Source organism: Natrinema versiforme JCM 10478, assembly GCF_000337195.1.
Lineage (GTDB): Archaea > Halobacteriota > Halobacteria > Halobacteriales > Natrialbaceae > Natrinema > Natrinema versiforme.
In genome coordinates this window covers 94,510-109,245 of the sequence record NZ_AOID01000062.1, presented here as the reverse complement: position 1 = coordinate 109,245, position 14,736 = coordinate 94,510, and the positions used below count along the sequence as shown (strand labels likewise).

Annotated in this window: 13 protein-coding genes and 3 pseudogenes; 7 read left to right on the top strand and 9 right to left on the bottom strand. The window is 61.0% G+C overall.

The window, feature by feature from the left end:
* Positions 1–83 precede the first annotated feature (83 nt).
* The 3 genes from C489_RS19195 to C489_RS19190 all read right to left on the bottom strand — a co-directional run bounded on the left by C489_RS19195 (position 84) and on the right by C489_RS19190 (position 1,540).
* The gene (locus C489_RS19195) at positions 84–470 is read right to left on the bottom strand and encodes an urease subunit beta (protein WP_006433033.1); all 387 of its coding nucleotides are present in this window, start codon (positions 468–470) and stop codon (positions 84–86) included.
* Between the two features lie 199 nt (positions 471–669).
* The gene (locus C489_RS22345; protein WP_006433032.1) at positions 670–828 is read right to left on the bottom strand and encodes a hypothetical protein; all 159 of its coding nucleotides are present in this window, start codon (positions 826–828) and stop codon (positions 670–672) included.
* 253 nt (positions 829–1,081) lie between these two features.
* On the bottom strand, positions 1,082–1,540 hold the full coding sequence (locus tag C489_RS19190; RefSeq protein WP_006433031.1) for an amidohydrolase family protein: 459 nt from the start codon (positions 1,538–1,540) through the stop codon (positions 1,082–1,084).
* Positions 1,541–1,624: 84 nt separating this feature from the next.
* Between C489_RS19190 and C489_RS19185 the strand changes: the two genes are divergently transcribed.
* Complete coding sequence (locus C489_RS19185; protein ID WP_006433030.1) at positions 1,625–2,758, top strand: XdhC family protein; 1,134 nt, start codon at positions 1,625–1,627, stop codon at positions 2,756–2,758.
* Between the two features lie 37 nt (positions 2,759–2,795).
* Here the strand turns inward: C489_RS19185 and C489_RS19180 are convergent, their stop codons facing one another.
* A complete protein-coding gene (locus C489_RS19180; RefSeq protein WP_152423201.1) occupies positions 2,796–3,164 on the bottom strand; it encodes an AMP-binding enzyme in 369 nt (122 codons plus the stop codon).
* A gap of 130 nt (positions 3,165–3,294) precedes the next feature.
* Positions 3,295–3,606 (bottom strand): annotated as a pseudogene (locus C489_RS21140) (AMP-binding protein); the annotation flags it as partial.
* A gap of 27 nt (positions 3,607–3,633) precedes the next feature.
* Between C489_RS21140 and C489_RS21135 the strand changes: the two are divergent.
* Entirely contained in the window at positions 3,634–3,786 is a 153-nt protein-coding gene (locus C489_RS21135; RefSeq protein WP_083902854.1) for a DUF2061 domain-containing protein, read from the top strand.
* Between the two features lie 18 nt (positions 3,787–3,804).
* Here the strand turns inward: C489_RS21135 and C489_RS21130 are convergent, their stop codons facing one another.
* The 3 genes and pseudogenes from C489_RS21130 to C489_RS23155 all read right to left on the bottom strand — a co-directional run bounded on the left by C489_RS21130 (position 3,805) and on the right by C489_RS23155 (position 6,491).
* Positions 3,805–4,470, bottom strand: a complete 666-nt coding sequence (locus C489_RS21130; RefSeq protein WP_239642089.1) for a nucleotidyltransferase family protein — start codon at positions 4,468–4,470, stop codon at positions 3,805–3,807.
* Between the two features lie 84 nt (positions 4,471–4,554).
* Positions 4,555–5,287, bottom strand: a pseudogene (locus tag C489_RS21125) (IS6 family transposase).
* Between the two features lie 949 nt (positions 5,288–6,236).
* A complete protein-coding gene (locus C489_RS23155) occupies positions 6,237–6,491 on the bottom strand; it encodes an IclR family transcriptional regulator domain-containing protein (protein ID WP_006433026.1) in 255 nt (84 codons plus the stop codon).
* 273 nt (positions 6,492–6,764) lie between these two features.
* On the opposite strand from C489_RS23155, the pseudogene C489_RS23150 reads away from it, so the two are divergent.
* From C489_RS23150 to C489_RS19145, 5 genes and pseudogenes are all read left to right on the top strand, one after another.
* Positions 6,765–7,219, top strand: a pseudogene (locus C489_RS23150) (DUF3830 family protein).
* Positions 7,220–7,406: 187 nt separating this feature from the next.
* The gene (locus tag C489_RS19160; RefSeq protein ID WP_049891109.1) at positions 7,407–8,843 is read left to right on the top strand and encodes a uracil-xanthine permease family protein; all 1,437 of its coding nucleotides are present in this window, start codon (positions 7,407–7,409) and stop codon (positions 8,841–8,843) included.
* 496 nt (positions 8,844–9,339) lie between these two features.
* Complete coding sequence (locus C489_RS19155) at positions 9,340–9,858, top strand: (2Fe-2S)-binding protein (RefSeq protein WP_006433024.1); 519 nt, start codon at positions 9,340–9,342, stop codon at positions 9,856–9,858.
* Between the two features lies 1 nt (position 9,859).
* Positions 9,860–12,217, top strand: coding sequence for a xanthine dehydrogenase family protein molybdopterin-binding subunit (locus tag C489_RS19150; protein ID WP_006433023.1), 2,358 nt, complete (start codon positions 9,860–9,862; stop codon positions 12,215–12,217).
* A complete protein-coding gene (locus C489_RS19145; protein ID WP_006433022.1) occupies positions 12,218–13,087 on the top strand; it encodes an FAD binding domain-containing protein in 870 nt (289 codons plus the stop codon).
* 28 nt (positions 13,088–13,115) lie between these two features.
* Here C489_RS19145 and C489_RS19140 read toward each other — a convergent pair whose 3' ends face one another.
* Positions 13,116–14,531 carry an amidohydrolase family protein gene (locus C489_RS19140; RefSeq protein WP_006433021.1) on the bottom strand — a complete coding sequence of 472 codons (1,416 nt, stop codon included), beginning with the start codon at positions 14,529–14,531 and terminating at the stop codon, positions 13,116–13,118.
* Positions 14,532–14,736: the final 205 nt, after the last annotated feature.

The following is a 14,736-nucleotide window of genomic DNA, read 5'->3' as shown; positions in this document are numbered from 1 at the left end:
CGCGCCATCAGAGATGTGTATAAGAGACAGACCTTCGGTCGGCCCGAATAGTTCCGTGTATTCCTCTCGCGGGAGATCGCGACTCATTCGTCCCCTCCCGAAATGTAGCCCCGCTCTCGAGCGCGCTCTACTGCCGCCGCTTTCGCGCCCTCGTCGTCGAGGTGGCCGTCGACCAAGCCGCCCATGCCGCGGACGATCCGATCGCCGCCGATGTCGACGAGGTCGACGTCGCGTTCACATCCCGGTTCGAACCTGACGGCGGTCCCCGCCGGAATGTCCAGTCGCATGCCGTAGGCCGCCTCCCGGTCGAACTCGAGTCCGGGGTTGACCTCGAGGAAGTGGAAGTGCGAGCCGACTTGGACCGGCCGATCGCCGGTGTTCTCGACGGTTACCGTCTCGGTCGGTCGGCCCTCGTTTATCGTCACCGGCTCGTCGGACGGGAGCAGTTCGCCCGGAACGAACTCGCTCATCGCTCGATCACTTCGGCCCTCGCGCCGGAACGTACGGTAGAACGAATCGTCATCACGTCCCGGATAAGACGCAGAGTACGTAAATACACACGCGGGCAACAATATTTGCGAACTCGGCCGACGACGGTAACTGATCCACCGTCCGGCGGCACGGCTCCCAGCGCGTTCGAGACGCTCTCGCGACGCGCTCACGGCGGCCTCAGTCGTTCGAAACAGCCCGTTGTGGGCGGACCCAACTGCGCACCCGATCCGAGAACGATCCGAGCCCGAGCCCCGCGACGAACGAGAGGATACTCGGGACGAGTACCCAGAGGAGGTCGGGATGCTGTGCGCCAGTGTGCAGCGGAATATCGAGCATACACACAGCTAGTGTGGCATACCGATAGTGAGTATCCTGATAACGGCCAAATTTACCAGACCGACCGCTCTCCCGGTCCTTATACGACCTTGAGCACCTTTCGTTTGGAACGTTCGCTAACAAAGTCGCTTCTCGGACGAAGACACAGATGAAAATGATGGACTACTGACTGGTCCCTCTCGGGTGAGGACTCGAGGGTCACCCATCGGACGGTGCTGTCGCCGTCCAGCAAACGTGGGGGAATCCGCTCTCGCTACCCGGCCCCCTCGTCCCAGTCGGGAACGTCGCGAGCGAGGAACTCGCTGTGGCCCGGACTGGCGACGATCCTCCCGTCGGTATAGACATCCTCGCCGCGGACGAACGTTCGTTTCACTCGCCCGGTGAGTTCGCGTCCCTCGTAGACCGAGTAGTCCGCTCTCGAGTGTTTTCGGTCGGCAGCCGCTTCCGACGTCGTGTGGACGCCGTAGTCCTTCGCGTCGGCGGCGAGGGCCAGTCTGACCGCGGCGTCGACGGCCATCGCCTCGGCGTACGCCGGCCGCGTCCGTGGATAGGACGTCGGCGATTCCGCGGCCGGCGTCGCCCGAACCGCGTCCGATCGCTGCTGACACACGGAGTAGTCTTCCGCGTGGACCATCCCGACGATCCCGAGCTCCGAGAGCCGGTCGAAGACCTCGCCGATGAAGCCGTTCGACAACCGGATGTCGTCGGTCATGAACAGCTTGACCGACGTGACGCCCGCCTCGAGGGCGGCGACCGACAGCGAATTAATCCTCGAGCCGAAAGCGTATACGATAGTATGACTCGCCCATTCGAGAGTCCTTGGGGCGCGACGAAACGCGACGTTCACGCGGCCATCGGCGACGCACTCGCTGCGGAGGAGGCCGCCGCGCTCGCGACGGTCATCGATGTCGAGGGATCCGGATACCGCCGCCCTGGCGCGAAAATGGTCGTCGCGGATGACGGTGAACTGCGGGGATCAGTGACCGCCGGCTGTCTCGAGGGATCGGTGACTGACCTGGCACGGAAGGCCATCGCCGATGGGGAGACGCGCACTGAGACATACGATCTGACGGACGACGACGATGCGGACGCCTGGGGGATCGGACTCGGGTGTAACGGTGTCATCGGCGTCCTGATTGAACCGATCGACGAGAGTTTCGGTCCCGTCGTCGAGGGGCTCGAGAAACGGCGATCGCAGACGGTACTCACGGCCGTCGAATCGTCGAACCTGGCCGTTCGCGTTGGCGATCGAACGGTCGTCACCGACGGAGAGTTCACGGCAACTGGTCGATCGGAACTACCCGATTCCGTCGTGACTGACGCGCTGGACCGGACTGAACCCCTCCCGGACAACGGCGCCGTTTGCGTGACCGTCGAGACGGACGACGGTGCAGTTCGGGTGTTCGTCGATCGAATCGATCCGAGCCCCGAACTATTGCTGTTCGGCGGCCAGGAGGATATCAATCCCGTCGCTTCGCTGGCCAGGCAGGCGGGATTTCGGGTCCGCGTCGCGACTGCACGAGGCGCCCGCACAGAGCCGGACCGGTTCCCCGCGGCCGACGAGGTCGTCTCGACGAATCCAACGGAACTCCCCGATCTTGTGACGGTTCCCGAGCAAACGTACGCGGTGCTCATGTCCCACAATTTGATCGACGATCGGCTAGCGCTGGACGCGCTCCTCGAGACCAACATTCTGTATATCGGTCTGATGGGGCCACGAAAACGGTTTCGGGAATTGCGCGAGGAAATCGACATCGACGGCCGGGACGCGGATCGCATCGCGACCCCGGTCGGACTGGACCTCGGCGGCGACGAACCGACAGCGATCGGCTTCAGTATCGTCGCCGAACTGCTCGCGGTCCACAACGACCGCAGCGGTGGGCGACTCTCCGACCGCGAGGGTCCGATTCACGAGCGACTCGAGCCCTAAACGAGCGTCCTCACGTCGTTCGTCGATCGAACTCTGTTCAGATGTTACTGATTTCGCACACTTTGATGTCGAGGTCGTCGATATCGCGTTTCCAGCGAAGCACTTTCTCGACGTTGCTCTTGACGAGCTCGTCGACGAATACGTACTTCCGTGGTCGCTTGAAGTTCGCGAGATCGTCGCTCTCCCGGCAGTACGTGTCTAACTGATCGCCGAGACTCGAGAAGTCGATGTCCTCCGGTCCCTCGGGAATAATGACGAACGCGGTCACGATCTGATTCCATCGCTCGTCGTCGATGCCGACGACGGCTACTTCGTCGATCGCTTCGTGTCCGTCAAGGACGGTCTCGACTTCGACGGGGTAGATGTTCTCACCGCCACTGATGATCATGTCGTCGACTCGTCCCACGACGAAGATATCACCTCATCGCGGTAGCCCAGGTCACCGGTGAAGTACCAGCCGTCCCCGAAGGACCGTTCGTTCGCTTCCGGACGATCGAGATAGCCGTTGAACGCTTCCGGCGAGGTCGCGTCGACGATTATTTCGCCGAGTTCGCCCGTTCGACTGTTTCGCTTGGCGGAACCGTCCCGTCGCGTTTGGAGTCGACGATCCGAATTCGCGTGTTGATTCCGGTACGGCCCGCGGAGCCGGGTTTCGAATCGATCCACGAACAGATGCTGTGCGTATCCACCTCGGTGCTGCCGTAGTGGTTGACGAAGATTTCGGGGACGAACGTTTCCCTGACCCCGTCCTGGATCGGGGCAGTCATCGACGTTCCCGCGTAGCCTAGGCGTGTGACGCTCGAGACGTCAGCGTCGTCGATTGCCGACGACTTGACGAGGTCGTGATAGACAGTTGGGAGAGATAGAGACTGGTTATGCTACTAATCGCAGTAACCATTACATGGGTTATTATCGGCGATGTAAGCGACGCGATAAACATTGGTCTCATGACTAATTCACTGAAACCCAGCACCTACTATCTCTACGAACGGACCTGGGACCGTATCACGTGGGGAGTAACTGCCTAATGCTCGCTGTCGGATGGGTTATTCGAGGTCACGCAGGTCTGACGGACGGTCAATATCCCGGAGAACGCCGGGATCGGCCGTCTCTACGGCAGCCCCGTCATCGACGGAGAGCAGCAGTCGTCGGCCGCCGACGTCTCCCGTAACGTCGACGAGGGCATCGAAGAACTGGGCATCGAACAGGACTGGGTTTCCACGCTGGCCCCTGTAGGCGGCTGCGAGCGCTGGCCGGTTTTCCGTGACGTATGCGGTAATGAGTCGATCGACCGTCGACGACGCAATGCACGGCATATCACCGAGTGCTATCACCGCTGCGTCGGCCTCGTGCTCGCACATCGCTTCTATTCCCGTCCGTACGCTCGTGCTCTGTCCCTTCTCATAGTTGTCGTTGACGCGTATTTCCACATCGAATCCAGCGACAGCAGTTCGAATATCATCTGCTTGGTGTCCGGCAACCAACGTGACACCGTCTACGCTGGACGAAACGAGCGCTCGTGTCGCATGCCGGATGATCGGCTCACCGTGGATCGGTTCGAGTAGCTTATTCTCCGTCCCGTATCGGTTGCTGGTACCGGCTGCGAGGAGAAGTCCCCAGATGGTTGAGTCGCGCTCCCGTGCCCTATCCGGATCAACAACTGACATCACGGGAAGCGATGTACACTCGCTCCTATCTTGGGCTGGATTCATTCGGTCATGGGTAATGGCCACGATAGGCATACCTGTTTCGACTCGAGGATAAAACAGATCACTCTTTAGCATTGACGGTACTGTCTAGTTTAGTACCCCCGCTGGCGTCTGTCCGTTAAGTAATTGGTATGGCCGTTGTGTATTGTGGTAGTGTACGAACTATTCAAACCCTTCTCTGATGCTCGCCCGACTGTCCACCCATGAATTATGGAAGCGGTCAACTCGAATCCTGAAGGTGTGAAACCACCTTTCGATTAGGGTTCGATCAACGTAGTCGAGTTGACCGCTCAACCTAATCGAGAGAGGGCAGTTAGATAGCCGTAGGCATCAACGAGAAACACCGTCTCGGAGAGATCGTGTTTCTCGGTCAATTGATGCAGGCATGCAACGGCTGGATCGGTTTCTCTTCGCCCGAACGCTGCGACATCGAGCATCAGCCGTGAGTCTAGATCTATTGCGGCGTACACACAAGACCGTTTTCCGTTGACCTTGACAGCAGTCTCATCAATAGTGATCCGCGACGGCTTTGCCGTCCTCAGAACGCTTCGCGTTCTGATGGGCCGCACGAGAGCTCCGCTCTCGTGGACGTCGGCGGGTCTGGTACGCTGTCAGCTAGCTGATGTACCAAGTGCCAGGTTGCTTGATGAGTGCGTTTTACGCCGATCAAGCGAAGAATTGATTGTATCTCTCGAAGCGAACAATCGGTCGAGTGAAGACGGACGGCGAACACCCTGACGGGCGTCGCCGTCCGCTCACGCTCTCAAGCTTCATCAAATTCCGCCGCGTAACACTCGCTGAGCAGGTCTGCGAGCATCATCCTACACTCACTCCACGACCCGCTCGCTTCTCAAACCGCGCTAACTAGACGGTGCCGGTCAACACATCCCTGTAGTGGGCCGATCAGACAGTTGACGGTCCGTATCTCCCCTAACCACAACGGGAGAAAGCCTTCGAAAACTAGTCACCTGTTTTCATTATTCACGCATATATTTAAGTTTGTAACAGAGAGTGTGAATCCTCGGACAACTTGGGAAGCAGTCGACGTCACTCCGTGCGAGAAACAATCGAATCTACGGTACATAGAATACGGGCAACCACGTAAGCGCTAGTGTCACCTGAAACCCAGCCAGAATAGATGACTATAGGATTACGCCCATATGGTCGTAATATCTATCGAACGGGCCGACACGAAACAGCGGGTCATTCGAACGGTCGATATGGAACAAGGCACAACTGAAGACGGAACCAAAACGGAACCAATCGTGCACATCTCCGAACGTGTAGATACAGATGACGCCGATCGACAGAGACGTAACGGGGACCGTTGCCCAGATATCTGACCGAATCAGTACGAAACGAGATCGGCAAGTCGGTCCGAATCGATGGCTTCGAGCGAATCCAGCGACATGAACGGGATGATTACGCGGACATCGCAAACGAGATAGCCAGCGGCGCGAAGATGAATCTGGGTACTTCGCGTTCGTTTTCGGAACGGTGACCGATCGTATCCACGTCGTCGTCCTGAATTCGCCGTCCTCACGACTGTAACTCGAACAGCGTCTTTTCGACGGTTCGATGTCTTTTTCCGACGGTTTTCTCAACGCGTTTTTCAGGTCCGAAATCGGATCTGAACCCAGAATACCAACCCTGTGTCTGCTATTTTCTTCCGACGGTGTTCCGGTCCGTGGCACACTCTGCTGATGAGTCGGGGTTGGGTTCAATGGACTAAGTTCGATTATTTCGAACGTGCTGTGAGGACTGGGTGGTCATACCAATAGTGACCTCACTGACGTGCACCGGGCGGCTGACTCGTTGAGCAAGCCCCTCTCGAAATCGATGGTGGTCAGATCGCAGACGCTCAGCGACACGAGAACGCGGTCGTTAGTGTCTCGAGTCGACGCGCTGGTGGCTCGGAAGCCGTCGATTTTCTCCGTAGCGTCGGATGCGTAGCCTCGTTCCCGGATCTGAGCGAGTTCTGCGAATGGCGTTTTGCCGTCGGTAACGGAGAACAATTGGTTCATTCGTATATTTCGAACGACGCTACTGAATCGCTTTTGCGCTGTTTCGGGATGTTTTGAATATATGGTGGGGAATAGACCAATTAATTGCAAATATCTCCCCAATTCGCCACTATATCTCAAACACCTCGATTACCTGTAACCGTCCGTTCGAGATGTGCGAACGAATACTCATACGAATTTCCGCGCCCGCGCTCATCGAGGTGGGCTCTGTAGTGTCCCGAATCCCGATTAACGATGAGCATCTCCGATTTGTAACACCGACGACCCCCATCAATGATCGAAATCGGCGTTGACGGACCGCCCTTCACAGCCGAACTACATGACGATCGACCACCGCAGTCAGTTACCGTAGTCCACGAGTTCCTGCCATTCGGATCGGAACTCATGCGCGTCCCCTAGAGCAGTATTGCCACCTGGATCAATATCGGCGAGATCGAACTGCCCGACTTTCCCCAGAAGAACTACACACGGGCTACCCCTCCCGCGGCGACCTCCTCTTCTATCCGGGTATTGGAACGAACAGGAGATTCTCCTGCCCTGTGGCCCCACGTGTTTCAAGAGCACGGCTGGCGGACTCGTTGGCAATCGCCTTGCAAGCGTGAATGGCGACCGCCGGAGAACTAAAAGAAACTGAGGAGACGACGCTCTGCGACGGCGTGCGAGACGTACCGATCAAAGAGAGACTGACACTGACCGAGGCTCGTTGCAGACGAGTGAACGCCGGTTGATGAGTGAAACCCTGTCCCGTGGTTCGATCCGAGTGTGTGCTCGAGCCGATCCGGGCCACCGTCGCCTGGCTAGGTACATCTGGAAATTTCGTTTGTGTCCCGAGTAGCCAAATAGAATAAGATATGTGTAGGTGTAATAGGACTCTAAGGAGTACTTTGAAAAGGTATAACGAGGAGAAGCAAATGTATGAGTGGTTCATCAGCCACCGAATCGGAAAGCAACTCTGTCGTACTGTACGATATTGAAGACAGGCCACCGATAGCGGAAGCGATTCCGCTGGGAATCCAGCACGTCCTTGCGATGTTTCTCGGAAACGTCGCCCCGCCGCTGATCCTCGCGGGTGCAGTCGGCTCCGCCACCGGAGAGACGACGTTTCTGGTCCAGATGGCGCTGATCGTCGCTGGCGTCGCGACGCTCGTTCAGGTCTTCCCTATCGGACCGGTTGGTGCGCGACTTCCGATCGTCATGGGAACCAGTTTCGCCTTCCTCGGTCCGTTGATCGGAATCGGCAGCCAGTTCGGATTAGCGGCGGTGTTCGGGACGGCGTTGATCGCCGCACCTGTCGAGATGCTCATGGGAGTCACGTTGGATCGATTCAGGCGATACTTCCCGCCGCTGGTCACGGGTATTGTCGTGATGCTCATCGGACTGACCCTCATCCCGACCGGGATGGACTACGCCGCTGGTGCCTCTGCAGGACCCGGTGCCGAGGGATACGGCTCTTTCCTCAATCTCGGTCTCGCGGGGCTCGTCTTGGTGACGACGCTCGTCCTCAACCAGTTCTTCGAGGGATTCCTTCGCGTGATCAGTGTCTTCGTCGGTATCGCTGTCGGCTACGTCGCAGCGATTGCGCTGGGCGTCGTCGACTTCTCGGGTGTGGCGACTGCTGGGTGGATCACCGTCCCGGTCCCGCTGAAATACGGCCTCTCATTCCCGCCGAGTGCCGTTCTCACGATGGCATTTCTGTACATCGTTACCGGGATGGAGACGATCGGAGATATCTCTGGGACCGTCGCGGCGACGGGTCGGGACGCTACCAAAGCGGAACTCCGCGGGGGGCTGCTCGCTGACGGTGTGATGAGCATATTCGGGGCCGTATTCAACGCGATGCCGAACACTTCGTTTTCACAGAACGTTGGACTCGTGAACTTCACGGGCGTCGCGAGCCGCTACGTCGTCGGAATCGGTGGTGTCGCCCTGATAATCCTCGGGTTCGTCCCGAAGATCGGTGCAGTCGTCTCCGCGATGCCCGACGCCGTCCTCGGCGGCGGCGCGTTGATTCTGTTCGCGATGATCTTCTCCTCGGGCGCACGCATCATCCTTCAGAACGTCACCCTCGACCACCGGAACTCGACGATCCTCGCCCTGTCTATCGCGCTCGGACTCGGCGTCTCGCTTCGTCCGGAACTCCTTGCAAACTTTCCTGACGAGGTTCAGACCCTGTTCGGCTCCGCACTCGTCAGCGGCGGGATTTCCGCGCTCGTTCTCAATATCGTCCTTCCCGGCGGCGGCGTTGGATTCGGACCGACGGAGTACACCGACGGACTCACGCCGGAGATGCCGATGCAGATCGACGAGAAGATGACCGACGGTCCGACCGAACCCGTGCCTGACGATGATTGATACCGTGGCGCTACGAACTGGTACCGTCGGCCGTCCCGATTTGCCGGCGCAACCACAGAACAGGTCACGATCGTTCGGAAGAGCCGTCCGACAGTCCGTATGAGATCCGTGACGCCCGTGTTGCCGTTCCGGCGACTGCGCTCACGGACCCGTAACGCGTCGCCGGGACAGTTCACTCGCGTTCGAAACGCTGCTCGAGGAGACTGACGGTGTCGTCCATCGGCATGGGGCCATGCAAGCGGTTCGAGGCCATTTACGGGGTCGCCCAGCGAACGGCAGGGCCGGTCCCAGCCGAGTTCGGTCCGAGAGGGACCGTCACAATCGGTGCCAGCAGTCGCCACGACTGTGCGTCGAGATACTGAGACCGTGGACAACGGGTCACCTGTGTCGAACCAACTACGACTGTGTGAGGAAAACAGCCGACTGTTAGCAATCGCTCGCAAATAGCACACATACCCAAAGTATTTAATCGAGATGGTGCACAATATGGAAGAGAATGAGCCAGGAAAAGAAATCAGCAGATTCTATCCACATCTGCATCAACGGCGAACGCGAACGGCTCGATATCGAGCCCGGCGAGACGCTCATGGCAAGCCTCCGACGAGCGGGCCACTACAGCGTCAAAAACGGCTGTGACGAGGGGGTCTGTGGTGCCTGTAACGTGATCCTTGGAGAGGAGGGCCTCACCCGCTCGTGTCTCGTGCCCGCGGCGAGTTGCGACGGCGACGACGTGATGACCGTCGAGGGGTTGCTCGACGACGACGGCCGGCTCCATCCGCTCCAGGAGGAATTTCTCGAGCGGGGCGCTGCCCAGTGTGGCTACTGTATCCCCGGCGTGTTGCTCTCCGCCTACGACCTGCTTCAGCGCGACACGGTACCGACCGAGGAAGCGATCGCCGACGCCCTGAGCGGGAACATCTGTCGCTGTACCGGCTACGTCCAGCAAATCGAAGCGATACAGGCCGCGGCCGAGCGCCTCCCCGACGCGGAGCCGGCGGCCGAGGGAGAGCACTGAAATGTCCCTGTCCGAACTCACCGAGCAGTCGACGGCGTCCGGAGAGACGAACGAGACAGACGAGACGAGCGCAGCCGTCGGTGAGAGCGTCGAGAAGGTCGACGGCTGGGGGCTCGTCACCGGCAACGCCCGGTACACTGACGATATTCCGACTGAAGACGCGCTCGAGGGACGGCCCCTCCGCAGCCCGCACGCCCACGCTCGCATCCGATCGGTCGACACCGAGGCCGCCGAGGCGATCGACAGCGTCGAAGCGGTGCTCACCCACGAGGACGTTCCAGACAAACGGTTTACGCGAACCGGGTTTCCGTACCCGGCACCGGCACCGTTCGACGAGCACGTCCTCAACGAGACGGTGCGACATGTCGGCGAACCGGTCGCGGCGGTCGCAGCGCGATCCGCCGACGCCGCCGAGCGGGCTATCGAGGCCATCGATGTCGACTACGAGGTGCTCGAACACGTCCTCGAGCCCGAGGAGGCGATGGAGCCGGACGCGCCGACGCTGCACCCGGAGGAGTACGAGAACCCACAGGAAAACGCCGTCCCCGAGCGAAACATCGTCTGTGAGACGCGCCACGAGGAGGGCGATGTCGAGGCGGGCTTCGAGCAGGCAGACGCGGTCGTCGCAGGCGAATACGAGAGCCAGATCGTCCAGCACCTCCCGATGGAGCCGAACACGACCATCGCGTGGATCGACGATCGCGAGCGGCTAGTACTCCGAACGACGACGCAGGTCTCGCACATCTGTCGGGACAAAATCGCCCGCGCGTTCGGGCTGAACCGGACCGACGTGAAGGTGATCAAACCTCGCGTCGGCGGCGGCTTCGGCGTCCGCCAGGACACGGTCCCGAACCAGTTCATCAGCGCGGCACTCGCTTTAGAGACCGGCCGGAAGGTCCGACTCAAAAACAGCCGCAAGGAAGACCTTCACGTCTCCCAGACCCGCCACGCCCAGACCGTCGAGGTCGAAACCGGCGTCCGCGAAGACGGAACGATCACCGCGATGCACGTCGACATCACCTCGAATACGGGTGCGTACGGCTGTCACGCCTCGGCGGTCCTCTCGAACGCCGCTCACGAGCCGATGTCTATCTATCCGACCGAGAACCGACTCTTCACGGGCCGAGCGGTCTACACCAACCTCACCCCCGGCGGGGCGATGCGCGGCTACGGCGCTGTGCAGGGTACCTTCGGCCTCGAGAGTCACATCGACGAGGTCGCCGATGCCATCGGGATGGACCCCGCCGAGTTCCGCCGCCGGAACGTCATCGAGGAAGGCGAGGAGAGCTTCGAGCCGGCACACAGCGAGAGCAAGCCAGTACTCGAGTCCGTCGGTGTCACGGAGTGTCTCGACCGCGCCTGTACAACGGTCGGCTGGGCCGATGGCCCGGACCAACCCGACGACGACCGCTACCAGCGCGGCTACGGCATCGCCCTGACGATGGCGAAATCGGGCGTCCCAAACAGCGAGTACTCCCGCTGTTCGATTACCCTCGAAGACGACGGTACGCTCACTGTCCGGATCGGCGTCGGTGACACGGGGCAGGGCTCGGAGACGGTGATGGGCCAGATCGCGGCCAGCGTCTTCGGCCTCGATATCGAGTCGGTCCACGTGAAGGCTGACGACACCGATGCGACGCCGTGGGACAACGGCGCGTACGCGAGTAGCACCACCTACATCAGCGGCAACGCCACCGAGAAAGCGGCCCGCGATCTCGCCGGGAAGGTCCGGGAACTCGCGGCGGAGTGGCACGATACTGCTCCCGAATCCGTCGAGTTGGCGGACGGGGACGTCTCCTTCCCCGACGGAACGTCGATGACACTCGGAGCGTTCGCCGCCGAAGCCTTCGAGGGCGTTCGGGGACCGAAACGCCGGCTCATCGGTACCGGCGAGCACTTCACGGCACTGTCGCCCAAGCCGTTCGCGGCGCAGCTCGCCGAGGTCGAAGTCGACACTGAAACCGGCGAGTTCGAGGTCTTGCGACTGGTCAACGCCGTCGACTGCGGACAGGCGCTCAACCCCGCGAACGTGCGCGGTCAGATCGTCGGCGGCGCGGTCATGGGACTCGGACAGACACTCTCGGAGACACTGCCCTTCGACGAGGACGGCCAGCCGGATATCCGCGGGCTCCGGGATTACGAGGTGATGCACGCGCCGGATCTGCCGGAGATCGAGACCGAAATCGTCGAGACCTACGAGCCGACGGGTCCCTACGGCGCGAAAAGCGTCGGGGAGGTGTCGATCCTCGGCCCGTCTCCGGCCGTCGCAAACGCCGTTGACGACGCCGTCGGGGTTCGGATCTCCGAGCTACCGATCACCGCCGCGTCGATCTGGGACGGACTTCAGGAGGGGAGCTAGATGTCGAAGCAACTCCCTGCCGAGTACGTCGAAGCCGAGAGCGTCGACGCGGTGCTCGAACTACTCGCTGGTGACTCCGAGACGCGGATCGTTGCCGGCGGCTATTCGCTCGTCCCGCTTTTGAAAGACGGGCTCGAGACGCCGGATCGGCTCGTCGATATCAGCGGCATCGACGCGCTCCGCGGGATTTCCCGGCGGGACGGGGAAACCCGCATCGGTGCGCTAACGACCCACGACCGGATCGCCGCGTCCGTGATCGTCCGAGATCACGCCCGCGCACTCGCGACGGCGACCGACTCCGTGGGCGACTATCAGGCGAAGCACCAGGGGACGATCGGTGGCAACCTCGTATTCGCCGACCCGAAATACGACGCCCCCGCCGCCGTGCTCGCCCTTGCGGGCACCATCGTCGTCCGAGGGCCGAACGGCCGCCGCCGGATCGACGCCGAGGAGTGGTTTTGTGGACCCGACGAAACCGCTATCGAATCCGAGGAACTGCTCACGGAAATCGTCATTCCCAACGGAGCTCGGAGCGGATACATCCGGACCTCGGAGTACTCCGGCTACGCGATCGTGAGCGTCGCTGCCCGACTCGAAACCGACGGTGATTTCGTCGAATCAGCGCGGGTCGCGGTCAACGGCGCGAAGCCGTATCCGATCCGTCTCCCGCAGGTCGAGGAGACGCTCGTCGGCGGAACACTTGACGACGAACGGCGAGCGCAGGCCGCCGACGCTGCACTCCGTGATGTCGATCCAGAAACGCTGGTGGCGAACGAGGTGGCCAACGGACGCCATCGGCTCCGCCTCGTCCAGTCGTACTGCCAGCAGGCTCTCGAACGCGCGTCTGTGGCATCTACAGCGAACCAGTAGGTTCAGTGAAGCCAGATCGCGACCGTTTTCACTCGAGACCGACGCGTTCGACGACGTTTTCGGCCGCCGCGGTCGCATTCTCCAGCAGTTCACTCGTCTCCCCGAGCGTCTGTACCTCGCGGTCGGACATGACGATCTCGCCCGCACACAGCAGCGTCTCCACCTCGAAGCCCTGCGCGCCGGCCACCAGTGCGAACACCGGATCCGGTGCCGGGGTGAGATGTGGCTGGTCCATATCGACGATCGCGAGATCGGCCTGTTTGCCCACCTCGATCGAGCCGAGGTCGTCCTCGCGGCCGATGGCGCGTGCGGCGTCGATGGTGACCATGTCGAACGCCGTCGCCGCGTCGAGGACGCTCGCGTCCCGGTGAAACCCCTTGTGGGCCGCAAAGACCGCCCGGAGATCGTTCAGCGGGTTGACCGTGTCGCTGAGGTTCGCGTTGTCCGTTCCGAGACCGACGGTCGCGCCGTGGTCGAGCAGGTCCGTGACCGGTGCGAACCCAGTGGCCAGCCGCATGTTGGCGAAGAAATTGTGCGCGACGGCGGTGTTCGACTCGGCTAGGATCCGCACGTCGGCACTATCGATCTGGACGCAGTGGCCCAGGAGGGTGCGGTCGCCGAGATAGCCGATGTTTCGGAGATACTCGATGCTGGACAGCGCCGGCCCGCGGCTCTGTGCCTCGGCCTCCGCGACGTGGGCCGTCGTCATCACGTCGTACTCCTCGGCGAGTCGAGCGGCCCCCTGAAAGCCCTGTGTCGTCGTGGTTTCGACGACGATGGGTGCTGGCCAGACCGACTGGCGGCCGTCAGCACGGCCGTGATGGTCCTCCAGCAGCGACTCTACCTCGTGTAAGGCGGTCTCCGTCTCGACGGTCAGACGGTTCGCAGGCGGATGCTCCACCGACGGCTCGCGGGCCGTGATATCCGCAAGCAGCGCCTCGAATTCTCCGTCGGGGGGATCGTCTGCGAAGCCAGCGCCGTAGACGTTTCTGATTCCCGACTTTTCGTAGACATCGAGTTTGGCTTCGATCTCCGCCCGACCGTCCCAGATGATCTCCGTATCGTTTTCGACGAACGTCGTCACCCCGGACTGGATGGCCTCGGTGGAGTACAGCGCCGCGGCAGCGGCGTGTTCCTCTGGCTCCATCGCGATGCAGGCCGGGCGTTTGATGTTGTACAGCCAGTCGTACAGCCCGCGGTCCGCGCTGTACGCGCCCCGGAGAATGATGTCGGAAACGTGGGTGTGAGCATTGATCAGTCCCGGGATAACGGCTCCGCCGTCGGCGTCGATGCGTCGTTCGTAGTCGTACTCGGCTTCCAGTTCAGCTGCCGGCCCGACGGCAGCGATCACGTCGTCTCTGAGGAGAACTGCCCCATCCGAAATCAGTTCTCGATCGGTGTTCTGGGTGATGATATGGCCGTTCGTAACGAGCGTCTCAGTCATCGGTCCACCCGCGCTGTGCTCGTCCGTAATCACCTGTCCTGACAGAACCGAAGGTCCTGCCAGTGGTTCCTTTGAGAGGTACCATACCCGGACATTCCCATCCAGTCTCTAAACATTTGTGGACCTCGAACCCGAGAAAATGGCAAATAACAGAGTGCCGATGTGCGCCGATTACTCGAGTATCATTTCAGTTTCGCCGAGCACA

What these genes read in the sequence shown, in the direction of transcription:
- C489_RS19145 (WP_006433022.1), top strand. Translation starts at nt 12,218, where the DNA reads ATGTCGAAGCAACTCCCTGCCGAGTACGTCGAAGCCGAGAGCGTCGAC.
- C489_RS19155 (WP_006433024.1), top strand. Translation starts at nt 9,340, where the DNA reads ATGAGCCAGGAAAAGAAATCAGCAGATTCTATCCACATCTGCATCAAC.
- C489_RS19190 (WP_006433031.1), bottom strand. Translation starts at nt 1,540, where the DNA reads ATGACCGACGACATCCGGTTGTCGAACGGCTTCATCGGCGAGGTCTTC.
- C489_RS19140 (WP_006433021.1), bottom strand. Translation starts at nt 14,531, where the DNA reads ATGACTGAGACGCTCGTTACGAACGGCCATATCATCACCCAGAACACC.
- C489_RS19150 (WP_006433023.1), top strand. Translation starts at nt 9,860, where the DNA reads ATGTCCCTGTCCGAACTCACCGAGCAGTCGACGGCGTCCGGAGAGACG.
- C489_RS19160 (WP_049891109.1), top strand. Translation starts at nt 7,407, where the DNA reads ATGAGTGGTTCATCAGCCACCGAATCGGAAAGCAACTCTGTCGTACTG.
- C489_RS19195 (WP_006433033.1), bottom strand. Translation starts at nt 470, where the DNA reads ATGAGCGAGTTCGTTCCGGGCGAACTGCTCCCGTCCGACGAGCCGGTG.
- C489_RS19185 (WP_006433030.1), top strand. Translation starts at nt 1,625, where the DNA reads ATGACTCGCCCATTCGAGAGTCCTTGGGGCGCGACGAAACGCGACGTT.
- C489_RS21135 (WP_083902854.1), top strand. Translation starts at nt 3,634, where the DNA reads ATGCTACTAATCGCAGTAACCATTACATGGGTTATTATCGGCGATGTA.
- C489_RS22345 (WP_006433032.1), bottom strand. Translation starts at nt 828, where the DNA reads ATGCTCGATATTCCGCTGCACACTGGCGCACAGCATCCCGACCTCCTC.
- C489_RS23155 (WP_006433026.1), bottom strand. Translation starts at nt 6,491, where the DNA reads ATGAACCAATTGTTCTCCGTTACCGACGGCAAAACGCCATTCGCAGAA.
- C489_RS21130 (WP_239642089.1), bottom strand. Translation starts at nt 4,470, where the DNA reads ATGAATCCAGCCCAAGATAGGAGCGAGTGTACATCGCTTCCCGTGATG.